Origin of the sequence: Mucilaginibacter pocheonensis, assembly GCF_031456535.1 — a bacterium.
GTDB classification, from domain to species: Bacteria; Bacteroidota; Bacteroidia; order Sphingobacteriales; family Sphingobacteriaceae; genus Mucilaginibacter; species Mucilaginibacter pocheonensis.
On record NZ_JAVDUU010000004.1, the window covers coordinates 519,394 to 543,365 of the forward strand.

Here is a 23,972-nt window from a genome sequence, read left to right on the forward strand (position 1 = left end):
TTATAGTTAAGCCTGCTATCCAAAATCCTATTTTATTTTTTTGACTTGGCCATTTATTAAATTCAATAACATAATTTTTCCATTTATCTCCACTATCGAAATTGAGCGAACTCCTCTTTAGTTGGGCTATCTTACAGTGATCATTACTTCACTTCATCCAGCTGCAAAACCACGCTTGACCTGCCGCTTCTCACATCGGGATTTATGCCAACGGTCATCAAAAAGTTACCGCTCAGGACCAGGTCATTATCCAATGATGATTTTGAGCCGGGGTACAGGTTAATTTCTTTAACCTGGTATTTTTTCTGAGGATCGAGGCCTTTTAAACGGACTGGCACTTTAGTTCCTGTACCGTACCGGTTATTTACCAGGTAATTAAATACTACACCTTTTGATTTTGCACCATCAACATACATAATTGATGCAACGTCATTATCCCACGGGCTTTGCAAACGATACTGGTCGCCATGCCATATCACATCTTTAAGGGCATCATAATGCTTTAGCGCCTCATGAACATAGTTTAAATCCTGCTCGTTAAGCTTGCTAACTACGATGTCAAAACCCAGTTTGCCCATCATAGCTACATCGGTCCTGAATTTGATAGGCTGCTTTCCCCAGTCAGTAACATGGTTTGAACTGGTAATTGCCGGATAGAAATAAGAATACTCCCACTGTATAAATACCCTTTCCAATGGATCGGTATTGTCACTTGGCCAAAACTCGGTAAAGTATTTAAGCGCGCCATAGTCAACACGGCCGCCGCCGCCCGAACATAGCATTAACGGCACTTTGGGATATTTTGCCCGGATGCGCTCCAGCACCTTATACAGGCCGAGAACGTAATCAGTATACAAATGCGACTGGTCTTTTTTAAGGTAAGCAGAATAGGCGTTATAAATAACCGCGTTGCAATCCCATTTAATATAGGCCAGGTCAGGATTTTTAGTGAACAGTCCGTCAACTATACTGAAAACAAAATCCTGCACTTTAGGGTTGGTGAGGTCAAGCACCAACTGGTTACGGAAATATTTTTCGGGGCGGTTAGGTTGTTTAATTACCCAATCAGGATGTTTAGTATACAATTCACTGGCCGGGTTCACCATTTCGGGTTCAATCCATATACCAAACTTTACACCATTGGCCTGCGCCTCTTTTACCAGGGAACTGATGCCATTTGGCAATTTTTGTTTGTTCTCCTGCCAGTCGCCCAGCCCGGCGTCGTCATTATTACGCGGATGTTTATTGCCAAACCAGCCATCATCAAGCAAAAATAAATCAACACCTAATTTTTTGGTATCCCTTAATAACTCAGCAAGTTTGCTCTCGTTAAAATCAAAATAAGTTGATTCCCAGTTATTGAGCAATGTAAGCCTTGAACCCTCGCCATCCACAATTTTATATTGGCGGGCCCAGCGCTGCAGCTTGCGGCTGGCATCGCCCTTGCCCTGGTTTGAGAAAGTATAAACCAATGCCGGGGTTGCAAATTCCTGGGCCGGCTTCAGGTGGTATTCGGCAGCCGCATTATTAATACCGGCTATCACCCTTAAATTATTGGCAACATCGAGCTCCAGGTCAATTTTAAAATTGCCCGACCATTCTAACGCACCAAGCAGCACCTTACCTTCATCCTCGGTAGCCGGCTTATCCATTGATACCATGAACATTGATGGTTCATATAAGTTGGCCCGTGTACCCAGTTTGCTGTCTATAGTTTTAATGCCATGAGTAAGCTTCGCTTCTTCGGGCTGCATTTCCATAGCCCAGTTGCCGTGGTATTGTTTTAACCAAAAGCCATTGCCTTTGAGGTTAAGATTGGCCGACGCGTATTTGTTAAGTATCACCTCCCCCTTTTCGCCATGTTTTATAACCGACCATTGCTCGGTAACATCCTCTTTAAAGTAAGTTTTATAATACAGTTTTACCTCAAAATCATAAGCCGGATCTTTGAGGGTAACGGTTAGCAGGGATATATCGTCGTCAACTTTCTTAACAACATTGCTCACATAAACCAGGTTTAATGATTTATTACCATCGGCATGGGTAACCGTTATGGCAGGTTCGGCCAGGTTTGCAGAACCCGACGGCGTATAAGCCGAGTTAAGGATACCCGAATCATCGGCCTGGTTGTACATTTTCTGGATCCGCTCATACTCTGCGGCATTGCTGAGCTTTGCGCCAAAGTAAATCATTTTAAGATTTTTACCGGCATCTGTTTGTAGTACCAGCGCGTTGTTTTGAGTTTCAACTGGAATAGTTACCGTTTGCGCAAAACTGTTGCCTGCAGCAAAAGTGGCTGTAACTGCCAGGCAAAAAGGCATTAAATGATTCAGGAAAGTTTTTTTCACTTTATCGGGTTGTTTCGGTGTAAATAAGTAAGGTTAGTATATCGTTTATTTTTCTATCTCTAATTTATACAATGCGGCATCAGCTCCATCAAGCTTAAGCTCCGGCGTCTTGTGCACAATATTGCCCTGCAATAACTCATGCAGGTTATATGAATTTGCTGGACTTAAGCCCAGCCGTTTAGCATCAATAACAAAGGTTTTAGCATTGCTGCCGTAATTAAACAGGGCAATATATATACTATTTCCAATTTTTTGAGTAAACATTTCGGATGCGTTCTCGCCTGTATTGCCTTCAACCGGTTTAAAGGCTTTGCCGTTTTTGATCACCTGGAGTATGGCGGCGTCCTGGTACCACTTTTTAGCCCTGTTGCTCCATTGCCCGTGTTCCGAAAAATCATCGCCGGTAATAAATGTGCCCGTTATAATGGCCGATAACATGCGCGCCCTGTTGGCTCCTTCTGTTTCGGTTGATAACACTACGTGGTCGGCATCAATATAATTATACAAATAGGTTTGCCACCAGCCGTAGCTTACGCTGTTAAGCGTATATTGGGTATCTTTTATGCTTTTAAAGGCATCGCAGGCAATGCGTCGGGTGTGCACATACCTGCCAGTGGCCAGGCTTGGCGATATGGCGGCATAAATAAGCATCTGATTGCCCAGCTTATCAACCAGGTACTCCATGCCCTTGCGGTAAGCCTGCATGCCGGTGGTTACCGTAGTATCATAAAAATGAGTTGACTCGGCAGCGGCGTGGCCCAGAAAATCAATTTTGATCATTTTAAAACCGCATTCCCTTAACTTGCCGATGACCAGATCAATACGCTGCCTGGTACCCGGATGGGTTGGGTCAATAGCGCGGGCGCCGTCAATATCATGATAGCCGGTGCCCACCTTTGTCCATAACTGGCCATAAGTATAGTTACTGCCCTGTACTTTCCTGTCGGGGCCGTCCTTCCAGCCCCAGTCGGTAAACGGCGCCCAGTACACTCCGGGTTGCAGGCCTTTGTTTTTACAGTAATCGGCAAATTGCTTTAACTTACTGTAATCGCCTTCCAAACCGCCTTTCAGCATGAAGTCCCAATACGAGTCCAGGTCGATAAAGGCAGTGTTACCTGTACGAAAGGCGGCCAGGCTATCGGCAAAAAAATCAGCAACCTTAGTGGCCTTCTCATAAGTGAGCTTATCCTGCATTACACCCCAGCTGTTCCAGCCCACGGGCGTAGGTTTTGTCCAGTTGTACACGTAAGGTGTTTCGGCAATGCGGTTGGCCTTGGCATACTCCTCCATGCCGGTGCGCCAGTCGTTAAAATAGCCCACAAAAATTTTTGGCGATGATATGATGTCGCCCCTTACGTCGCCATGCGTAATATGATCACGCGTTACGCTTTCTTCTGTATACCCGCTCCAGGCCTCAACGGTATTGCCGCTATCGGTCTTTGCCGCGGTGCGGACGCCGGTTTTCCAAACCTCATGCTCTATAGAACCTACTACATAGCCATTACGGGTATTATTGTCATAAACCGTTCCAACCTCGGCACTGGTATTGCTAAAAGGTGCTGTAAATGGCTTTGCGTTGTAACGTATAAAAGTATCATTGTCAAAGGGGACAAATACGCTGCGCGGATCGCCCGTTACGGCAGGAATATTACCTGAAAACGGCACAATGGAATTGCTGCTCAGGTTTTTGCCCGACAATATAACCTGCGTAATAAAAAACTCCTTGCCGGGATAAACGTAAAATACCTGCGCCGTTTTGGTAAGCCTGTTTCCACTTAACAGGATTGTATATTTGAAGCCCTTCCCAAAACCATCGGCAATGGGCGATTTTTTATACTCCCTTAATGAATAGTTTTTTGACGATACCTGTATGCCATTTACCCTGGCTGTTAAGCCGGTATTTGAAAAAACAATGGTTTTACCTTTGTAAACCTGGTAAATGCCGCTGTTCAGATTGTACACGATGCGACCGCCCGATCCATAGGGGATGGTGACCTGGTTGCCATCAACCGGCCCCGCCGCACGGGCAGAAACGGAAAGCGTGGCAGCCAGCAATAATTGCAATGCCAACAGCAGTTTACCGGTAATTTTTATTAAACCATTCATTAAATACTACTCCTGATTACCTGCCGTAAAATTGTACACCCCGCCGGCCTGTGTTTTAAAACTATAGCCAAAATCATTAACGGCTTTATTGCTTTTTAAAACTTTAATATTGGTTTTTAAAGCGTTTGGCACGCGGAGCTTACAGTCGCCCCCGGCCAATGACCGTATGGTCAGTTTAATAACTTTGCCGCCTTTCCATTCCATATCGGCAATTTCAAAATCGCCCCTCGCCCGCAAGCCCTGAACACTGCCCGTAGCCCATGTTTTGGGCAACGCCGGTAATAACTGAATTTCGTCGGTTTGGCTTTGAAGCAGCATTTCTGTTACACCTGCCGTGTATCCAAAGTTCCCGTCAATCTGGAACGGCGGGTGCGCGCAAAAGAGATTGGCGTATATGCCGCCGCCCTCGTTATAGTTTACACCGGAGCCGCCAACCAGGGTTATAAAGTTTTTCAGGATCTTATAAGCATGGTCGCCGTCTTGCAGGCGTGCCCAAAAGTTTATTTTCCAGGCCATTGACCAGCCGGTAGATACATCACCGCGTGCCAGCAGGCTTACCCTGGCCGCTTTTGCCAGCTCAGGCGTTTTAATGGTGCTTATGCGCCTGCCGGGGTGCAATCCAAAAAGATTTGACGAATGCCGGTGCGTATCCTTCGGATCATCACGGTCTGTTTCCCACTCCTGCAGCTGGCCCCATTTACCTATTTTAGGTTTTAGCAAATGATCGCGCATATCGGCTACATGGGCCCTGTATTTATTGTCGATACCTAAAGCATCAGCGGCTTCCATATAATTAGTGAACAAGTCATAAACAATCTCCTGATCATAGGTCACCCCATCTTCGGTAGGACCATGCTCCGGCGACCAGCCCAGCGGCGAAACCAATGTTCCGTCGGGCCGGCGTTTTAAATGATCATCCCAAAATTCAACTACTTCTTTAATTATGGGGTACGCGAAGTTTTTAAGATATGCCTTGTCCTTTGTAAAAGCATAATGCTCCCAAATGCCCTGCATATACCAGGCGCTGCCGGGGGTGTTCCATAAAAAGCTGGAGCCGCCAAAAATATTGTTCTCGGTTTTAACCGTCCAGCCGCGTACGCCGGGGTATTCCTTCCGGGTGCTTTCCTTTTTTACTTCGCGCATGCTGTTGATGTAATTGAGGTAAGGAAAATGGCATTCCGATAAATTAGTGGGCTCAGCCAGCCAGTAATTCATCTGTATATTGATGTTGGAGTGATAATCGCTCCGCCACGGCGGGTTGTTGCTTGCATTCCACACTCCCTGCAAATTGGCTGGTAAACCGCCTTTGCGCGACGAGCTGATGAGCAAATACCTGCCATATTGAAAAAGCAGGGCCTCCAATTGTGGGTCGCCGTCTTTTTTATAACCAAGCAGGCGCTGGTAAGTGGGCTGCAAAACCCGCTCTTTCGGGGTATTCCCCAGGTTTATGGCAACGCGCCCAAACAGGGCCTGGTAATCCTGAACGTGAGCGCTCAATAACTGCTGGTATGATTTGGATGCAGCTGCCGATAAAGCTTGCTTTACTTTTGCCTGGGGCGCCCCATTTCTCCAGCCACGGCTGCGTTCATTGCTATAATCTGTAGCCGCCGAAAGTAATATGGTAAAGGCATCAGCCTGTTTTACGTTAAGTTGCGAGCCGCCCTTGCCATCTGCTTCAACCACAGCCGATCCGCCTTCTGTTTTTACCGTGACCATTGCATCATATGCCAAACCATTTTCAAGCTTACCGGCAATTTGAAGCGAAGCACCATCGGCAGTAACCGCTGCATTATGCGCATCATTAAGCTTAATAATGGCTGAGTAAGCGCCCTTTTTATCGGCGGTGAAATGCAATACCATCACCTTATCGGGGAAACTGCAAAAATATTCTCGTTTAAAAGATATGGCGTCATCAGTATAGGTTATTTGCTGAACGGCCTTGCTTATATCCAGTTGCCTGCGGTAGTTTGCCGGAACCTGCCGGGTAGAGTCTTTACCCTGAAAATCAATATACAGGTCGCCAAAAGCCTGATATGCACCGGTCTCATTTTCGTCGCCGGTCCATAAACTTAACTCGTTAAATTGTATATGTTCCTGTGCAATTCCGCCAAAAACCATCCCGCCAATGCGGCCATTCCCCATGGGGTAGGCCTCTGTCATCCACGTTTTGGCCGGTTTATTGTCCCACAAAACCAGGCCTTGCTGGTGCAGACCCGGTTTTGTTTGCTGCGCATTTACCGCACAGGCAAATACCGTTTGCGTTATAAATATGGAAAGGTAAACTATCTTTTTTATCATTTTTAAAACAGGATTGAGGTTACCTACTTTACAGGTTCAATACGTGCCACCCAGCCGCCATCCTGTACCATGCTTATGTTAATATCTTCGCCGGCTTTTAAACTTTTTACTATTTGTTTAAAGTCCATCGCCTGGATGTCAGCGTTCACGCCATCTTTGATCAGGGTAATGGTGTAGTTGGTACCCGGTTTTAAAAACCCGGTGTTAATGGTAATATCCCTCGCCTTACTGTTGGTCATTGCGCCTATAAACCACTTATCGCCTTTCCTTTTAGCGGTTACAATAAATTCACCGGCTGTACCGGCAAGCACTTTTGTTTCGTCCCACGTTACCGGTACGCTGGTTATAAACGCGGTAGCCTCATGCTCGCGCAGATAGTTGAATGGGTTATCGGCCAGCATTTGCAAACCGCTTTCAAATACAATGTACATTGATATTTGATGCGCCCTGGTACCAATGCTCATCACATTAGGCCAATCTGCCCTGTAATCCTTAGGATGCCCCGAACGCATGGCGCCCGGCGTATAATCCATAGGGCCTACAGCATTACGCAGGTAGGGTAAAAAAACATTATTGTTTGGCGTGGCCAGGCCGCCGCCAATATTTTGTTCCATGCCTATCACCCCTTCATATGATAACACATTGGGATAGGTTATCTCTAACCCGGCAGGCTTAAACGCTCCGTGAAAATCAACTAATAACTGATTTTTGGCGGCTTCTTTGGCAACGCGTGAGTAATAATTAACCATCCACTGGTCGCTGCGTTCCATAAAATCGATCTTTAAGCCGGCTATGCCCCATTTGTGCAGGGTTTCAAATATATTAAAGTTGTTTTGTACCGTTAACCAACTAAACCACAGAATGATCCTTACATTTTTGCTTTTACCATAGGCTATCAGCTCCTGCAGGTTTATGGTAGGGTTTGGGATAAACGGGTTTTCAACGGTTTTGGCCCAACCCTCGTCCATTAAAATGTATGGGATATGATGAGCAGAGGCAAAGTCGATATAATATTTATAGGTATCCTGGTTATAACCCGATTTAAAATCCACACCATATACATAGGCATTATGCCACCATTCCCAGGTTACCTGGCCCGGCTTTATCCATTGCGTATCTTTGATCTGGTTTGGGGCCGACAAGTTGTACACCATTTCATTTTCCGGAATTTGGGTATCCTTATCCGTGATCAGTAAAAAACGCCATGGAAATGTGCGGGTACCCGCGGTTTTGGCAATGTATGGCGCTTCTTTAAGCAACTTTAAATGGCGGTCGCCGTCGGGGCCAAATTCTATCGGATTTTTTGGGAATACGGCATCAACTGATCTGTCGCTACCGGCTTTTACAAACATGGCCGGGTAATCATTCAGATCGGCATCCGAAATCATGACCTTGTACTTTTTATTATCAAACAAAATAGGCAGCACAGCCATTTTGCTTTTATTAACCTGGCTCAGGTCCTTTTTCGCATACAATATTTCATACGAAGTTTGGAAGCTGCCGGTTTCCAGGTATGATGCTTCTACATTATCATTAAAATTGAAATGCGCATCCTCGCTGTTTACAATGACAGAATCTTTTTTGCCGGTGATAAACCGGTAAGCTATGCCATTATTATAAGCGCGGAACTCCACACTAAAATTGTTTTTAAAGCTGAGCCTTAACAAATTGTAGTTATTAACTACTGTACTGTTTTTAAGCGGCACAATTGGGTGCGACACGCTGTTCACTGTTGAAACAGCTTGTTTAATAAGCACCGGGTTTTCGCCAAGCTTTTGTTTATCTAAATTTAATTGCAGGTATGAATCGCTTAATATCACATCCCCGTTAAAGGCAACAGCGTAAGTTATTTTACTTTTCAGGTCGATAGTTACTTTTATTCGTTTATCGGGCGATAAAAGTTCTATCGGGGCACTAAACAGTTTAAAAGTAATTGAAATTAATGCGCAGGTAAGTACAATTCTTTTGTTCATTATTAAATAAGTTTCGGTTTATGCTTTTTTATAGCACAGCGATCATCAATTGGTTATGCTCAACAATCTTAAGAAATTTCCCTGTCATTGTAACATTTAATTTATGATTGTAAGAAAAACATTACGGAAAAGGCCAGTTATAAGACAGGGAATAAAAAAAGGTTTCCCGGCTGTTTACAGGAAACCTTTTTATTCAGGCTGATATCGACTTTTAATTTGCCTGCTTAACCGCTGTGCCCCAGGTATATATCCTTTTTATCGCCGGATTTTTTTGCAAATTGGCTACTGCCTGCCCGGTAATTTTGGTTTCATTTAAGTTAACGGCCTGCAGGTGTTTTAACGATACCAGGTCATTGCTAACCCCGTCGGTTACCGGATTTTTTTCGATCCGCAATTTTTCCAGGTTGGTAAATGATCTGAGCAGCGTGAGATCACTATCCGTAAAATTGTTACCCGATAAATTGAGCCAGATGATATTTTTGGCAAGCGGAGCCAGATCGTCTTTGATGCCGGCTATTTTTACTCCCGAATTGGCCGGGAGGGTTACATCAAGCATTAGCGGTTTTTTAAGCATTATACGTACCATGAGGCCCTTTGCGCGCAAATGGTTAACCCGCAAAGTATCGGCCTGCAAAGGGATATCCGGGTTAATGGCCTGTATAAAACCTTTTTCATCGCCTTCGCCTTCAGTATCTTTATTAAAGCCTAAGTATGCGCCTATTTTGGGTTTAATGGCATCCGTGTTTTTAAGCTGGGCTATAGTTTTGCCTTCTGTGGCATTGGCCTGCCCTATCCACCACTTAATAATTTGCACTTCGGTTTTGGTAAGCGGAGGTTTACCGTCAGCAGGCATAAAATCTTTATGTTCGGGATCAAGTGTTACCCGTTTGTACAACTCACTTTCATTGGGCTTACCCGCCACCACTGCCGCTCCCGTTTTGCCTCCCTTTAGCAAGGTTTGCAGGCTTTCAACCGAAAACCGGCCTTTTTGCTTACCACCCTGGTGGCATTGCGCGCACTTTTTTTGAAGGATAGGCGCAACCACATCTTCATATATCATGGCGGTTTGAACACTGGCCGGTTTATCCCGCACCTCCTGCATCAGGGTGTGCATGGTGAGGTAATCGCTGCCATGGGTAAGGCTTGCTCCCTGGTGCCCGCTATAGCTCATCAGCAAAATAAGGCCAACAAGTAATACCGAAAACATTTTACCGGGGATGCGCATTTCCTGCTTTACCCTGTCGGTCGACATGAAATACAGCAGCCCTGAAACAGCCGCGAGCATAATGCCCGAAAATTTATGATGACTTAATGTAGCCTGATCATAATCGCCAGACAGGGAGAGAATATAACCGAAAACACAGGCCAAAACCGCCGATATAAAACCGGTAAGTAAGGTTACCGGTACAGCCTGGCTTAAATTGGCATATTTTTTTGAATACGATAAAATATCAAAAATAACCGCCAGCAAAATAAAGCCTATAGGCAGGTGAACAATAAGCGGATGCAGATGGCCCGAAAATTCAGTTATACTCCCTAATATCATACACGCGTTAATTTTACCGGCGCCGTGTGGTAGGCGTTCCATTGGCACACATACACATTTTTATCTTCGTCGATACAAACATCATGGCCATGTTGAAAAATTGGATTGGCAGCCTGCAGCGTTTGCTGTAAAACCCCATTTTTATAAACCGGCGCGGCCCCGCCAGGATTTGACACTACTTTGTTATTGGCATCGAGCACGGTTACAAAACCCGAGTAATCAAAGCGTTTTCCCTCGGCATTTTTTGACCAGCATACGCCCGCATATATATTTTGCTCGTTAACTACCGCCCGGCATACGTACATGCCTGGCATATCTATACGCTTGATAAATTTACCATCGAGGGTAAATACTTTAAAACAGTTTTCTTCGCGCGATGTGCAGATGAGGGTTGGGTTGTTTTTGTCGCGGGTATCAACAGTTACACCATGCGCATTTACCAGGTTATGGTCTTTATTGGTATTGTGGTGACCACCAAAATGGCGGATATACTGTCCCTTACTATCGTAATGGATAATATAGTCAGAACCGTAACCATCAGCCACATAGATGTCGCCATTGGGTGCTACCGCGGTTTCTGTAGGTTTAAACAGTTCATCATCCTTGTATATCCCTATTGTGCGCGGGTGGCCAATAGCAAATATCAGTTTGCCATCAAGCGTGGTTTTTAACACCTGACCAGACTGACCGTAATTGTTGCCCGTTCTGTCCAAAGCCCAGCCGCAATCGGTAAGCAATAAAAAATCCTCGCCGCCTTCTTTGCTAATGGTTAAACCATGCCCGCCTGGCAGTGATGTGCCCCAGTAATCAAGCAACTTGCCCGACTTGTCAAATATCAGGATATTGTTGTGTGTGTGGTCGCCCAGCATAATGAGGCGGCCCTTGCTGTCCTGTACCATTTCGTGGCAATTGGCCAGGGGGTTGCTATTAACGCTAATTTTTGCCCAGCTTTTATCGGCTTTGTAGGTAAAGCCGCCGTGGCCTATGGTTTGGTCGTCTGGTTGCATATCTTTATGTAATATAGCAAAGCTTTTTGCAGGCGCAGTGGCTACTAAAGCTGATGCGATGGCAGTATTTTTTATGAAATTTCTTCTCGATTTCTCCATGATTTATATTATGTTAAATTGTTCGGACATAAAGGAAAAGAATCCAGCGTTAAAAATCAAGAGAATAGAAAAAAAAGTATGATCTAATTGCATTATTAATTCTTTTTTAAATTACTATGTCACACTTTCCCACGCTTATTTAAGACAATATATCTTTTACAACTTTTCCTTCAACATCTGTAAGGCGAAAGCGCCTGCCCTGAAACTTATAGGTAAACCGTTCATGATCAATACCCATCAGGTACATCAGCGTAGCCTGAAAATCATGCACGTGTACCGGATCTTTCACAATGTTATAGCTAAAATCGTCGGTTTCGCCATAGCTTAAGCCTGCTTTTACGCCAGCGCCGGCCATCCACATGGTAAAGCAACGCGGGTGATGGTCGCGCCCATAATCATTGGCCTGCAGTTTGCCCTGCGAATAAACGGTGCGGCCAAATTCGCCTCCCCAAATCACCAGCGTATCCTCCAGCAGGCCCCTCCTTTTCAAATCTTTGATCAGCGCTGCCGTTGCCTGGTCGGTTGCTTTGCACTGGGTTGCAATACCTGCGGGCAAACCGGTGTGCTGGTCCCATCCCTGGTGATACAGCTGTACAAACTTCACATCCTTTTCAAGCAGTTTACGGGCCAGCAAACAGTTGGCCGCATAAGTACCGGAATCGCGGCTGTCGGGCCCGTACATTTCAAAAACCTCGTCGGGCTCATCGGCTGTGCTCATTACCTCGGGTACGGAAGTTTGCATGCGGTAGGCCATTTCATATTGCGATATGCGCGCATCCACCTCCGGATCGCCATAGGCCTGATTTTGCAGCTGGTTTAGCTTTGAAAGATATTCCAGCATCTCTTTCCGGTCTTTACCATCATAGCCTTCGGGATTGTTCAAATACAAAACGGGATCTTTACCGGCCCTGAATTGTACGCCCTGGTGTTTGGATGGCAGGAAACCATTACCCCACAACCTGGAATAAAGGGGCTGATCTTTTTGTCCGTTCTTTGAAACCAGCACAATAAATGTTGGCAGGTTTTGGTTATCAGAACCCAGCCCATAACTGATCCACGAACCTATTGACGGCCTGCCGGGGAGCTGGTTCCCTGTTTGAAAAAATGTAATAGCCGGATCGTGATTAATAGCCTCGGAGTGCATAGACTTGATGATACAAAGATCATCAACCACCTGCGCGGTATGGGGCATCAGCTCGCTCATCCAGGTTTGTGTTTGGCCATGCTGGTTAAATTTGTAATAAGATGGCACCATTGGCAACGCGCTCTGATTAGCGCTCATGCCGGTAAGCCTTTGTCCCTTACGTACCGAGTCGGGCAGGTTTTGGCCAAACATGGTAGTTAGTTTGGGCTTATAGTCAAAAAGCTCAAACTGCGACGGTCCGCCGCTTTGAAACAGGTACACCACCCTTTTTGCTTTTGGGGCAAAATGCGGCAAGGCCCGTAAAATATCAGCCTCCAGATCGCCCGAAGCGGCCTGGGCAATTTTAGGCGAACTCCCAAAAAGGCTATTGCCAAACAACGTGCCCGCGGCCAGTGCGCCAAGGCCGAGTGAGGTTTTGGTTAAAAACTGGCGCCTGTCCAGTTTTTTATTAAGTTCGTTAAATTCAGGTGTATGCAGCCTGAACTCCTCATCATGATGAAAGTTTGACATACCTTTTATCTTTTGGTTAATGATGCATCTGAGTTTAATATAGTACTGGCAACAACCGTATTGGCTGCTATTAAAGCACTATCCATTTTTTTATCAACTTTATATTGCCCGGTGTTTAGCCAGCCGCTTTCTTTTTCGGGATGTTCTTTGAATTTTTTAAGCTCCACCTGTTGCAAGCCAAGCAACAGATCAACCTCGCGGGGCAATGGCGTGCGGCCTGTAAGCTTGCGGTAAGTTTCTTTTATAGCAGCGCGGCTGTCACTTGCCCGGCTTATTTGCACCCCCATAACTTTGGAAGCTTCAATAAACGTAGGATCATTAAGGGTTACCAGAGCCTGTAAAGGCGTATTGGTTGGCTGCCTGCGCATAATACAGTAACTGCGCGATGGGGCATCAAACATGGAAAGCGTGGGATTGGGTACCGATCTTTTGATGACCACATACAAACTACGGCGGTAAACTGCCTTGCCGGTATCAGGAGTATAAGTGGTATTATTTATTTCCCAAAGCCCTTCGGGCTGGTATGGTTTTACACTTTTTCCCCCTATTTGGGTGTTTAAAAGCCCGCTGGCCATTAACGCGTTATCGCGTATCATTTCGGCAGTCATCCGGTAAGCAGGCCCGTGCGATAAGAAGCGGTTCTCCGCATCTTTTTCAAGAGCCGCTTTATTTGTTTTTGAATCCTGACGATAGGTTGCCGACATAACGATGAGCTTATTTAAAGCTTTCACGTTCCATCCCGATTCCATGAATTTAACCGCAAGCCAGTCAAGCAACTCCGGGTGACTTGGCATTTCGCCCTGATTGCCAAAATCTTCGGAGGTTTTTACTATACCTACTCCAAAAAAGTTTTGCCAGATCCGGTTAACCGCTACCCTCGCGGCCAAAGGATTTTGCGGATTGGTTACCCATTGCGCCAACCCCCACCGGTTTTTAGGGAGGTTTTTAGGATATGGCAAAATAGCTTCTGGCGTATTGGGATAAACCTGCTCGCCGGGCATATCATAATTGCCCCGTTTAAGCAGGAATGTTTTCTTAGGCTTTGGCATTTCCTGCATCACCATCAGCTCATCAATATTCTCGGTTGAATCAGACAATGCTGTACGCAGTGTTTTCAATTTTTGCTCCTCGGCCCGTACATCCGCATCAACCGCGGTTAAATAGTAGGATTTGAGCGTGCTAATGTCATCGGCAGATAATGCAGTCTTATTTTTACCGGCTATGGTTGCCCAGTTTGCCTTTTGCGCCAGTGTTTTTACCTCAAAAGGCGTTAGGGTGCGATCGTAAACAGTAATATCATCGGCCTTGCCATCCTTAAAACCGCGGCCGCGCCACCATCCGCCAATTTGCAAACCCGGCTGTGTGCCGTTGCCGGCAAACAGTATATCTTTGGTAAGCTGGTCCATAGTGGTTTCCATTTTCATTTCGGCGCCATCCATGTATAGCTTAAAGCCCGCTGCCTTTGATGAGCCATCATAAGTTGCTGTTAACTGGATCCATTTATCGCGCGGAACATTGGCCAGGCTAATTTTTGTAATAGCATTTGACGGACCTGTATGAGCCATATTAAGCTCCAGTTTATTGTTTTTGAGATACAGGTGGTATCCCCTGAAATTGTACAGGCGCTCGGCGCTGCTTTTATGGAAAATAACACCTTCGGTAAGTTGTTTTGGAATATTTACCCAGATACCAATACTAAAAGGCTCTGATTTTCTGAACACCCCTACCTGCTTAAGGTCAAGCCAGGTATCGCCATTGAGTACAATTGCCTTACCATTATCTTTGTTTTGAAACATCACCTTATCTCCCGGCAAACCTGTTTCCCGTTTCATTACGCCAATATCTTTACTATTAGCGCTGCTAACCAGATTGCCTTTATCAAAAGTGTAATAAGCCTGTAAACCATTAACAGGTATTTTGCTGCCAGCCAATTTTTTATAATCGCCGGAGTTCAGCCATTTTTCAAAACCAGGTGCAGCGTTGCTTTCTGTTTTGGTTATATCGCGCTGCTCCTGTAAAATTTCGTTATTGATATATTGCAATACCTTTTCTTTTTGCCTGGTTGGCAGCATTAATGTGGGCGTTGGCAGGGCATCGTCCCACGAAATTTGGCCGGCCTCTTTAACATTATTAAAAAAGCTGAAAAGCTGGTAGTAGTTCTTTTGCGATATGGGGTCAAATTTATGATCATGGCATTTGGCACAACCAACAGACATGCCCAGCATAGCCGTACCAAAAGTATTGGTGCGGTCAATTACATACTCGGCTTGAAACTCCTCTTCAACTATACCGCCCTCCATATTTTGCGGATGATTGCGGTTAAACGCGGTGGCGATGATCATGTCGCGCGTTGGATGGGGCATCAGATCGCCGGCCAGCTGCCACTGGATAAATTTATCGTAGGGGAAATTGGTATTAAATGCCTTAATAACCCAATCCCGGTATGGCGACATGTCCCTTAACCTGTCAACAGTATAACCATGCGAATCAGCATAGCGGGCAACGTCAAGCCAGTCCACGGCCATTTTTTCGCCATAATGCGGGGAGTTTAGCAGGCGGTCAACCTGTTTTTCATAAGCATTGGGCAAGTTATCCTTTAAAAAATCATCTATTTCCTTTACTGTGGGCGGCAAGCCGGTCAAATCTAACGAAAGCCGGCGCAGCAGCAACTCCTTATCCGCTTGGTTGGATGGCTGCAGCTTTTTTTGCTGCAATTTTGCCAAAATAAAATTATCAATAGGATTAATAACGGTCCAACCACTTTGGTCAATTTCAGGAACATCCGGTTTTACCGGTTTTACAAAGGCCCAGTGCGGCTTATATTTAGCGCCATCCTTTATCCATTTGATCAGTACTGCTTTTTCAGTAGCGGTAAGTGTGTGGTGCGATTCGGGCGAGGGCATCATATATTTTGGATCAGCAGACAGGATGCGATGAAAAAACTCGCTTCCCTCTAAATTTCCGGGGTCAATGGCAACCTTTCCTTTATCCTCGGGCAGCTCAGCATATGCAAATTTGGCTATATCTAACCTTAAGCCAGCCTTTTGCTTTGCCTTATCAGGACCGTGGCATGCAAAGCACTTATCAGAAAGTATGGGTTTAACGTCAATATTATAATCAAGCGAGCTGGGCAAGGCATTATAAGCCTCCTGCACATCAGGCGGCAAATCAACTGATGATGAATAAAAGTACATACCTGCCCCCAATACCAATACGGCACTAAGCAGTATAAAAAAAAGCCTTCGCATGAAGTAAAATTTATCCGGTTTATAATTTATAAAGCTACATGGTGCAAACCAGTAAAAATTTCACAAATACAACTTAAGTTTGCACAAACCCGACTTTTTATTAAATAAACCGTGATTTTGTGTAAATTGCAAATGCCTTATAATCATGAATAAACACATTTTCAGGTCGACATTCACCTTGCTTAACACTGATCATGTTAAGTTGAACAAAAACTGGAATTATAAAAACGTAACCAGCACCTTTTACCGCCTGTACTTAATTGATGGCGGCGAAGGAAAGCTATACAATGCCGCCGAGGTATTAAACCTTGAAGATGGCTACATATACCTGGTGCCCAGTTTTACCACCTGCAGTTATTACTGCGATAGCTATTTAAGCCAGTACTACATTTCATTTGCAGAAGACTCTGCAGATGGCTCGTCGCTGTTTTCATCGAACAGAAATATTTTTAAGTTAAAAGCGACTGAGGATGATATTAACTGCTTTAAAAAAATCCTACACTTAAATCCTAACAGGGGTTTACATACCTCCTATAATCCAAACGTGTATGAAAAACGGCCTATCTTAAAAACCTTTAGTGAGCAAAACGAGTTTATGCCGGTGTCGGCCTTTGTGGAAACTTATGGCATATTATTACAGCTGATATCGAGGTTTTTAACGCCTGAGCTTTTTTTGATGGAAGATAACAGCACCATCCACTCCAAAATATCTGATGCCATTAATTATATTCAAACCAACTTACAATCAAATATTACCGTAGCCTGCCTGGCCAAGCGGGCCAATCACAATCCCGATTATTTTTCGCGGCTGTTTTATGAAAACACGGGCGAGCGTCCGCTAACTTACATACAGTCAAAAAGAATTGAACGGGCGCAGTTATTATTAACCACCACCGACATGCCATTTTATGAAATAGCAACAGAAACGGGATTTGAAAATTTATCTTATTTTTCGCGGATATTTAAAAATATAACAGGGCAAACACCCAGTTCCTATAAAAAACACAGCCTGGTCATATAACAGGCTTGTTAAGTAAATAGAATTAGTTCAATTAAAATATTAGTTTTAAATTGTTGCCTTTTAACCCTGCACCTTAAACGGTGCTAACTTTTTTTTATGAGTGCTGGATTTTCACCTTTCATTGCGTTTTTTCTGGTTATGCAACTACGCAAAACATTAAAAACCGAAGGCATAAAAAGCGAATGGGACCGCTACCTGCAGTTTGCGTTTTGGGCCTCCATAGCTTCTATATGCTTATCCTTTACTTTTAACGATGGTGCCAGTGCCCTGATCTTTTCAATGCTAAGTCATTTGCTGGTATTTGGCCTTATAGCTTTACCTTTTTTAAGGGATGAGTTTAAAACCAAGCGACCTCTGGCAACATCGGTATTGCCCTATGCTGCCATATCGTTTCTTTCAGATATTATAGAAAAGCTGTTTGTTAATTTCCATAATGATTATAACGACTTTTTTGAAAGTGCCAAGGGATTTGCCGTACTATGGTTTTGCGCTATGTGGTTCATTAACCGCAGGCAAAACAAGGCACTTGAAATTGAACGCAAAAAGCGCCGCGATGAAGAAGAGCAGAACCGGATGATGGCCGCTATGAAAGTTAACCTGGAAGGCGAGGTAAAACAGCGCACCGCCGAACTTACCAAGCAAAAAGAGGAACTGCAGCAAACCCTGGCCGAATTAAAAAGCACCCAGGCGCAATTGGTACAACAGGAAAAAATGGCTTCGCTTGGCGAGCTTACCGCGGGTATTGCTCATGAAATACAAAACCCTTTAAATTTTGTAAACAACTTTAGCGAGGTAAGTATTGAACTGCTGGATGAGCTTAAAGAGGGCGTGTTTAAAAACCTGCCCGAAGACAGTAAGGAAGAGGCTGATGAGATCATGAACGATATTACCCAAAACCTTGCTAAAATAAATCAGCATGGCAAACGTGCCGATGCCATTGTAAAAGGTATGCTGCAACACTCCAGGGCCACCACCAGCAAAAAGGAACCTACTGATATTAATGCCCTTGCCGATGAATATCTGCGTTTAAGTTATCACGGATTAAGGGCTAAGGATAAATCGTTTAACGCGGGCATGAAAACCAGTTTTGATGAAACCATAGGTTTGATTGATGCCATGTCGCAGGACCTGGGTCGCGTATTGCTGAATTTATATAACAACTCATTTTATTCTGTAGCCGAGAAGAAAAAACTTAAAGGCGAAGGATATGAACCAACTGTAAACGTAAGCACAAAAAAAGTAACGCTCCCATCAGGAGGCACTGCTGTTGAAATTACAGTGGATGACAATGGCATGGGTATTCCGCAAAAGGTATTGGATAAAATCTATCAGCCGTTCTTTACTACCAAACCTACCGGGCAGGGAACCGGCTTGGGCTTATCTATGAGTTATGATATTATTACTAAAGCACATAACGGTGAGCTAAAGGTTGAAACCGCGGAAGGCGAATATGCGCGGTTTATTATTACTATTCCAACCACCGCTAATTAATAAAAAAATAAATACAAAATTTAACTTTGGTGTATCAATAAATATATGAAAATACTGGTTGTTGATGATGAGGCGGATGTACAGCCTCTGTTTATGCAACGTTTCAGAAAAGAGATCAAAAGCGGTGAAATAACGTTCAACTTTGCGTTATCAGGCGAAGAGGCTATGAGCTACCTCGAAAAAAATCATTCTGAAGTGATACTTATTTTATCAGATATCAATATGCCGGGCATGAGCGGTTTGGAACTGCTTAAAAACATAAGGCATACTTATGAAAAACCACCGCCGGTTGTAATGATGATAACCGCGTATGGCGATGATGATAATTACAGGCAATCAATGGAGCTGGGCGCCAATGACTTTTTAACCAAGCCCCTTGATTTTAATAGTTTAAAGGAAAAACTAAAACATATAGAACAATAATGGCCAAGATACTGGTGGTTGATGATGAATCTGATCTGGAGTTACTGATCAAACAGAAATTCAGAAAAAAGATCAGGGAAAAGGTATATGATTTTGTATTTGCCCAAAATGGTTATGAGGCACTAAAAAAACTGGCCGAGGAGCCTGATATTGACGTGGTGTTGAGTGATATCAATATGCCCGAGATGGATGGCCTTACCCTCCTTACCAAATTGCCCGAAACCAACCCTATATTAAAGGCCGTTATGGTATCGGCATACAGCGACATGGACAATATACGTACAGCCATGAACCGCGGCGCTTTTGATTTTGTGTGCAAGCCCGTTAATTTTGACGACCTGGATATTACCATCGAGAAAACGCTCCTGCATGTTGTTGAACTTAAAAAAACCTTACAGGCCATTAAGGAAAACAACATACTGCGCATGTACGTGGATGAAAATGTTTTAAACTTTATGACCCGCAAGGAATTTGAAACCAGCCTGCTGTCAAACGAAACAGTTGATGCTACGGTTTTATTTATTGATATATGCGGTTTTACTGCCATATCAGAACACGTGCCGGCCAATACCGTTGTTGGTTTGATCAATAAACTTTTTGACCTGATGGTGAAGGAGATCATTGCGCAAAACGGGCATATTGATAAATTTATGGGAGATGCGGTGATGGCAGTTTTTCGAGGTGAGTATCACCTTGACCGCGCCATTGACGCCGCCCTTGCCGTGAGAGACAAAATGCACGCCGCGGAAGAGATAGTTTACGGCAAAAAGGCCTTTAAACCCGAAGTTTCCATAGGCATCAATTCGGGCGAGATGATATCAGGTAATATAGGATCGGCCTCCCTAAAACGATTGGATTATACTGTAATAGGCGATGCCGTTAATCTGGCACAGCGCCTGCAGTCAGTTGCGCAGGCTAACCAGATCATTGTTACCGACGAGGTTTATGAAAAAGCCAAAGAATCATTTGAACTTAACAAAATTGGCGAGGTGACCCTAAAAAACAAGGCTAAACCGGTGGAGATATACGAGGTGGTGAGCTGAGTGTGGTGAATGGTGAATGGTGAATGGTGAATGGTGAGTGGTGAGTGGTGAGTGGTTAATGGTTAATGGTAAGTAGTGAGTTTTCTTGATAACTTATAAGCATATAGAAGAAGATCCTTCACTGCGTTCAGGATGACAAAGTAAACTGTCACTCCATTTACTATTCACCATTAACCACACTCACACCACCCACTATTCACCATTCACTACTGACAACTCACCACACTCAATGTTCCCTTACGCGTTTCTTTAATACTCCTCCGGCGGCTTCTTTAATGCTGTTGGTAAACACAAACGCCTTTGGATCAATACTGTGTACCAGGTTTTTTAGTCTGCGTACCTCAAAGCGGGTTATAACGGTAAAAATAATATCAACCGGTTGGTGTACATCAAAGCTTTCTTTTAAAAAACCGCGCTCTCCTTTATAAACGGTAATGCCCCTACCCAATTCCATCACCAGTTTTTCTTTAATAATTTCACTTTGGCCCGATATGATATTCACGGCAGTATATTCTTCCAGGCCATCAATCACAAAGCTAATGGTACGCGAAGCTGTATAATAGGTTAAGATGGAATACAGCGCCGTTGGTAAGCCAAGCTTAAAAGCCGCGATTAAAAATATGATGATGTTAATACCTAAAATGATCTCGCTGATGGTAAAACTGCTGCGTTTTAAAGTATAAAGCGCCAATATCTCGATGCCATCCAATGCGCAGCCGCCACGTATGGATAACCCTACGCCCAGGCCCATAAACACCCCGCCAAATATTGATACCAACAGCTTATCAGACGTGATAACAGGATACTCTACATAATGCAAACAGATACCCAGCGCAATGACGCAGGCAAAAGTTTTAAGTGCGAATGATTTATTTACCTGGAACATCCCCATAATAATGAACGGGATATTGACCACTACAATAACAAGGGCTATATTAACATGGTATAATTCATGAATAAGCAGCGATATGCCGGTAACACCGCCATCAAAAAAACTGTTAGGTACCAAAAAGCCCTTTAAAGCAAAACCGCAAAATAATATCCCGATTATTACAGTAACTACATCCTTAATTATTTCGGGTAAACTGTGTTCCGCTTTTGTCATGAATTATCCTTTTAAAATGTTTTTTCTATAATCTCTTCCAAATGTTGCTGCTTTGCAGGTCCACGCAGCGCAATAGCTGTTTTGGTAAAATAATGGTGATCCCGAAGGAAAGCAACCTGCCGCTCATTCCACTCCTGTTCCGTTTTTAAACCATTAGTTATTACAAGCTCCGAAAATAGCTTTTTACTGAGTACAAAAAAATCATTCCTGCCTAAATAATCCAAATCGGCATCACAAATAATTTCACCTAAATGGTTATGCGGGCTCTGGGGCATTTTGGTAGCCATAATAATATCGCATATCTGTTCAATATCTTCGGGCAAATATCCAAACCGGGGCAAATTTAAACGTGCAATTTCGCATGATCGTAATTCATGATCTGTTTGACCGCCTAATAAAAAACCCGAATCATGATACAGTGCTGCAGTGAGCAACAAACTTATTTCATGCCCGCCTATCCCTTCGCTTTCCGCAATCAGTTTTGATGCTGTATATACATCTATAGCGTGTGCGCCGTTATGGTAATAAAAGTGTTCAGGAAGTTCTTTATTTAATTTGTTCAGTATAAATTCCCTGGCCTGTTCAATCTGCATTATGACGTTAAAATTGATCGCTAATATATTAAATTGTTCTGCAACGGTTATATTAGCCAAATGAATAGCTGGTTCAAAAATTACAAGGGTATCATACTGCTCATGATCGGCATTATTACAGGCAGCATCGCCGGGCTGTTCCTGGGCAAAAGAGTTGAATTATTAAAACCCATTGGCGATATTTTCCTTAACCTGCTGTTTACCGCCGTAGTTCCTTTAGTTTTTTTTGCCATAGCATCGGCCATTGCCGGGCTCGATGGCTCAAAAAAACTGGGGCGCCTGTTAGGTATCACCTCGCTGGTATTTGTTTCAACAGTGCTTATAGCAGCCATTTTAACCATCATAGCCGCAGCTATATTCCCTATACACCAACACCTGGTGGCCAGCCCAATAACCGAAAATATTGTTAAAAAGCCATTTGGCGATCAGCTTACCCAGTTATTCACTACCGGTGAGTTTTATGAACTGCTGTCGAGAAAAAGCATGCTTGCCATGATCATTTTTTCGGTATTGATAGGTTTTGCCACTTTACGGTCGGGAGAAAAAGGCGTGGCCTTTGCCCGCTTTTTACATAGCGGTAATGAGGTGTTTAAAAATATATTTATACTGATCATGAAACTGGGGCCAATAGGCCTGGGGGCCTACTTTGCTTACCAGGTGGGCGTTTTTGGACCGCAATTATTTGGTGGCTACGCGCGGTCCATGACACTGTATTATGGAGTTGGCGCGTTTTATTTTGTAGCTATTTTTAGCCTGTACGCGTTTATTGCCGGTGGCATAACCGGGGTAAAAAAATACTGGCGCAACAATATCATACCATCGGCCACTGCGGTTGGTACCTGCAGCAGTATTGCCACTATACCGGCAAATCTTGATGCCGCAAAAAAAATAGGTATTCCGGATATAATTGCCAATGTAACCATACCACTTGGGGGCACGTTGCATAAGGATGGTTCCAGCATATCATCCATTGTAAAAATGGTTGTGGTGTTTGCGTTGTTTGGTAAAAGTTTTAACAGCGCCGATACCATAGTTATAGCCCTGGCCATGACCGTTTTAGTGAGCCTTGTAGAGGGTGGCATACCTAATGGCGGTTATATAGGCGAATTGTTATTTATATCGGCTTATGGTTTTCCGCCAGAGGCGCTCCCTCCCGCCATGATCATCGGCACCCTGGTTGACCCTATGGCCACCCTTTTAAACGCCACGGGCGACACCGTTGCCGCTATGCTGGTAACGCGCTTTACCGAGGGTAAAAACTGGATTAAAACCGTGCAGCAGCCGGCGCAAGAGTAGCAAAGGATTTAATGGGTCAAATAATTATATTTGTTAAACGGGTACCTTATCACCTGTTCCTCAAATTATGCTGCATATTTTATATATCATAGCCATCACTGCCGAAGCCATGACTGCTGCCTTATCCGCCGGCAGGCGCGATATGGATTGGGTTGGCGTTTGTATCATTGCCTGGGTTACAGCGTTAGGGGGCGGCACCATACGTAACATTTTATTTAACCACTACCCTATGAGCTGGGTTGAGCATCCCGAGTATTTGCTGATCACCGCGGCGGCTGCCATACTTGCCGCCTTTATCGCATCTATCATGACCAAGCTAAAAAAACTGTTCTTGTACCTTGATGCGCTGGGTCTAGTTGTTTTTACCATTATTGGCTGCCAGATAGCGCAACAAATAAACCTGCCCACCACCATAGTTTTATTAAGCGGCATGATCACTGGCTGCGCTGGCGGTGTACTGCGCGATGTATTGTGTAACGATATTCCATTGCTATTTCATAAAGAAATTTATGCCAGCGCATCGATAGTTACTGGGGCGGCTTACCTGGGCTTTGAATATTTTGGTATTAGCGCGGGTATTGCCATTGTTTTGGCGTGCATTATTGGCCTTGCTTTACGGTTGCTGTCCATCCGCTATAAATGGCAAATGCCAAAATTTGTATATCACGAAGAGTGGCATTAAAAAGAAAACGGCTGCCTTTTTAGGCAGCCGTTTTCTTTT

At 44.2% G+C, this 23,972-nt stretch carries 16 protein-coding genes; 6 read left to right on the plus strand and 10 right to left on the minus strand.

The window, feature by feature from the left end:
• Positions 1-143: 143 nt before the first annotated feature.
• The 8 genes from J2W55_RS20405 to J2W55_RS20440 form a co-directional block, all read right to left on the minus strand.
• Complete coding sequence (locus tag J2W55_RS20405; RefSeq protein WP_310100159.1) at positions 144-2,348, minus strand: alpha-galactosidase; 2,205 nt, start codon at positions 2,346-2,348, stop codon at positions 144-146.
• Between the two features lie 45 nt (positions 2,349-2,393).
• Positions 2,394-4,454 carry an alpha-galactosidase gene (locus tag J2W55_RS20410; RefSeq protein WP_310100161.1) on the minus strand — a complete coding sequence of 687 codons (2,061 nt, stop codon included), beginning with the start codon at positions 4,452-4,454 and terminating at the stop codon, positions 2,394-2,396.
• A gap of 6 nt (positions 4,455-4,460) precedes the next feature.
• Entirely contained in the window at positions 4,461-6,752 is a 2,292-nt protein-coding gene (locus J2W55_RS20415; RefSeq protein ID WP_310100164.1) for a glycoside hydrolase family 95 protein, read from the minus strand.
• 23 nt (positions 6,753-6,775) lie between these two features.
• Positions 6,776-8,725, minus strand: a complete 1,950-nt coding sequence (locus J2W55_RS20420; RefSeq protein ID WP_310100167.1) for a glycoside hydrolase family 97 protein — start codon at positions 8,723-8,725, stop codon at positions 6,776-6,778.
• Between the two features lie 211 nt (positions 8,726-8,936).
• A complete protein-coding gene (locus J2W55_RS20425) occupies positions 8,937-10,313 on the minus strand; it encodes a DUF2231 domain-containing protein (RefSeq protein ID WP_310100170.1) in 1,377 nt (458 codons plus the stop codon).
• On the minus strand, positions 10,268-11,377 hold the full coding sequence (locus J2W55_RS20430; protein ID WP_310100172.1) for a twin-arginine translocation signal domain-containing protein: 1,110 nt from the start codon (positions 11,375-11,377) through the stop codon (positions 10,268-10,270). Before J2W55_RS20430 ends, J2W55_RS20425 begins: the two co-directional genes overlap by 46 nt.
• Positions 11,378-11,516: 139 nt before the next feature.
• Positions 11,517-13,031: a DUF1501 domain-containing protein gene (locus J2W55_RS20435; RefSeq protein ID WP_310100177.1), complete on the minus strand. Its 1,515-nt coding sequence runs from the start codon at positions 13,029-13,031 to the stop codon at positions 11,517-11,519.
• A 5-nt stretch (positions 13,032-13,036) separates the two neighbouring features.
• A complete protein-coding gene (locus J2W55_RS20440; RefSeq protein WP_310100180.1) occupies positions 13,037-16,279 on the minus strand; it encodes a DUF1553 domain-containing protein in 3,243 nt (1,080 codons plus the stop codon).
• A gap of 145 nt (positions 16,280-16,424) precedes the next feature.
• Here J2W55_RS20440 and J2W55_RS20445 point away from each other — a divergent pair, with 145 nt between their 5' ends.
• From J2W55_RS20445 to J2W55_RS20460, 4 genes are all read left to right on the plus strand, one after another.
• Complete coding sequence (locus J2W55_RS20445) at positions 16,425-17,300, plus strand: helix-turn-helix domain-containing protein (protein WP_310100181.1); 876 nt, start codon at positions 16,425-16,427, stop codon at positions 17,298-17,300.
• Between the two features lie 138 nt (positions 17,301-17,438).
• Positions 17,439-18,791 (plus strand): ATP-binding protein, encoded by a 1,353-nt coding sequence (locus tag J2W55_RS20450; protein WP_310100183.1) that lies wholly within the window; start codon positions 17,439-17,441, stop codon positions 18,789-18,791.
• Positions 18,792-18,836: 45 nt separating this feature from the next.
• The gene (locus J2W55_RS20455; protein WP_310100185.1) at positions 18,837-19,214 is read left to right on the plus strand and encodes a response regulator; all 378 of its coding nucleotides are present in this window, start codon (positions 18,837-18,839) and stop codon (positions 19,212-19,214) included.
• Entirely contained in the window at positions 19,214-20,257 is a 1,044-nt protein-coding gene (locus tag J2W55_RS20460; protein ID WP_310100190.1) for an adenylate/guanylate cyclase domain-containing protein, read from the plus strand. The genes J2W55_RS20455 and J2W55_RS20460 overlap by 1 nt, the downstream gene beginning before the upstream one ends.
• A 226-nt stretch (positions 20,258-20,483) precedes the next feature.
• Here the strand turns inward: J2W55_RS20460 and J2W55_RS20465 are convergent, their stop codons facing one another.
• Positions 20,484-21,362 (minus strand): YitT family protein, encoded by an 879-nt coding sequence (locus J2W55_RS20465; RefSeq protein ID WP_310100193.1) that lies wholly within the window; start codon positions 21,360-21,362, stop codon positions 20,484-20,486.
• An 11-nt stretch (positions 21,363-21,373) separates the two neighbouring features.
• Complete coding sequence (locus tag J2W55_RS20470) at positions 21,374-21,955, minus strand: HD domain-containing protein (protein ID WP_310100197.1); 582 nt, start codon at positions 21,953-21,955, stop codon at positions 21,374-21,376.
• A gap of 60 nt (positions 21,956-22,015) precedes the next feature.
• Between J2W55_RS20470 and J2W55_RS20475 the strand changes: the two genes are divergently transcribed.
• Both J2W55_RS20475 and J2W55_RS20480 read left to right on the plus strand, forming a co-directional pair.
• A complete protein-coding gene (locus tag J2W55_RS20475) occupies positions 22,016-23,251 on the plus strand; it encodes a dicarboxylate/amino acid:cation symporter (RefSeq protein WP_310100200.1) in 1,236 nt (411 codons plus the stop codon).
• A 67-nt stretch (positions 23,252-23,318) separates the two neighbouring features.
• Positions 23,319-23,933, plus strand: coding sequence for a trimeric intracellular cation channel family protein (locus tag J2W55_RS20480; RefSeq protein ID WP_310100204.1), 615 nt, complete (start codon positions 23,319-23,321; stop codon positions 23,931-23,933).
• The last annotated feature ends 39 nt before the right edge of the window (positions 23,934-23,972 follow it).

Excerpts from the sequence above, each read along its gene's own strand:
- J2W55_RS20470 (WP_310100197.1), bottom strand. The coding sequence starts at position 21,955 with ATGCAGATTGAACAGGCCAGGGAATTTATACTGAACAAATTAAATAAA.
- J2W55_RS20435 (WP_310100177.1), bottom strand. The coding sequence starts at position 13,031 with ATGTCAAACTTTCATCATGATGAGGAGTTCAGGCTGCATACACCTGAA.
- J2W55_RS20425 (WP_310100170.1), bottom strand. The coding sequence starts at position 10,313 with ATGGAACGCCTACCACACGGCGCCGGTAAAATTAACGCGTGTATGATA.
- J2W55_RS20420 (WP_310100167.1), bottom strand. The coding sequence starts at position 8,725 with ATGAACAAAAGAATTGTACTTACCTGCGCATTAATTTCAATTACTTTT.
- J2W55_RS20465 (WP_310100193.1), bottom strand. The coding sequence starts at position 21,362 with ATGACAAAAGCGGAACACAGTTTACCCGAAATAATTAAGGATGTAGTT.
- J2W55_RS20450 (WP_310100183.1), top strand. The coding sequence starts at position 17,439 with ATGCAACTACGCAAAACATTAAAAACCGAAGGCATAAAAAGCGAATGG.
- J2W55_RS20445 (WP_310100181.1), top strand. The coding sequence starts at position 16,425 with ATGAATAAACACATTTTCAGGTCGACATTCACCTTGCTTAACACTGAT.
- J2W55_RS20410 (WP_310100161.1), bottom strand. The coding sequence starts at position 4,454 with ATGAATGGTTTAATAAAAATTACCGGTAAACTGCTGTTGGCATTGCAA.
- J2W55_RS20475 (WP_310100200.1), top strand. The coding sequence starts at position 22,016 with ATGAATAGCTGGTTCAAAAATTACAAGGGTATCATACTGCTCATGATC.
- J2W55_RS20430 (WP_310100172.1), bottom strand. The coding sequence starts at position 11,377 with ATGGAGAAATCGAGAAGAAATTTCATAAAAAATACTGCCATCGCATCA.
- J2W55_RS20460 (WP_310100190.1), top strand. The coding sequence starts at position 19,214 with ATGGCCAAGATACTGGTGGTTGATGATGAATCTGATCTGGAGTTACTG.
- J2W55_RS20455 (WP_310100185.1), top strand. The coding sequence starts at position 18,837 with ATGAAAATACTGGTTGTTGATGATGAGGCGGATGTACAGCCTCTGTTT.
- J2W55_RS20440 (WP_310100180.1), bottom strand. The coding sequence starts at position 16,279 with ATGCGAAGGCTTTTTTTTATACTGCTTAGTGCCGTATTGGTATTGGGG.
- J2W55_RS20415 (WP_310100164.1), bottom strand. The coding sequence starts at position 6,752 with ATGATAAAAAAGATAGTTTACCTTTCCATATTTATAACGCAAACGGTA.
- J2W55_RS20480 (WP_310100204.1), top strand. The coding sequence starts at position 23,319 with ATGCTGCATATTTTATATATCATAGCCATCACTGCCGAAGCCATGACT.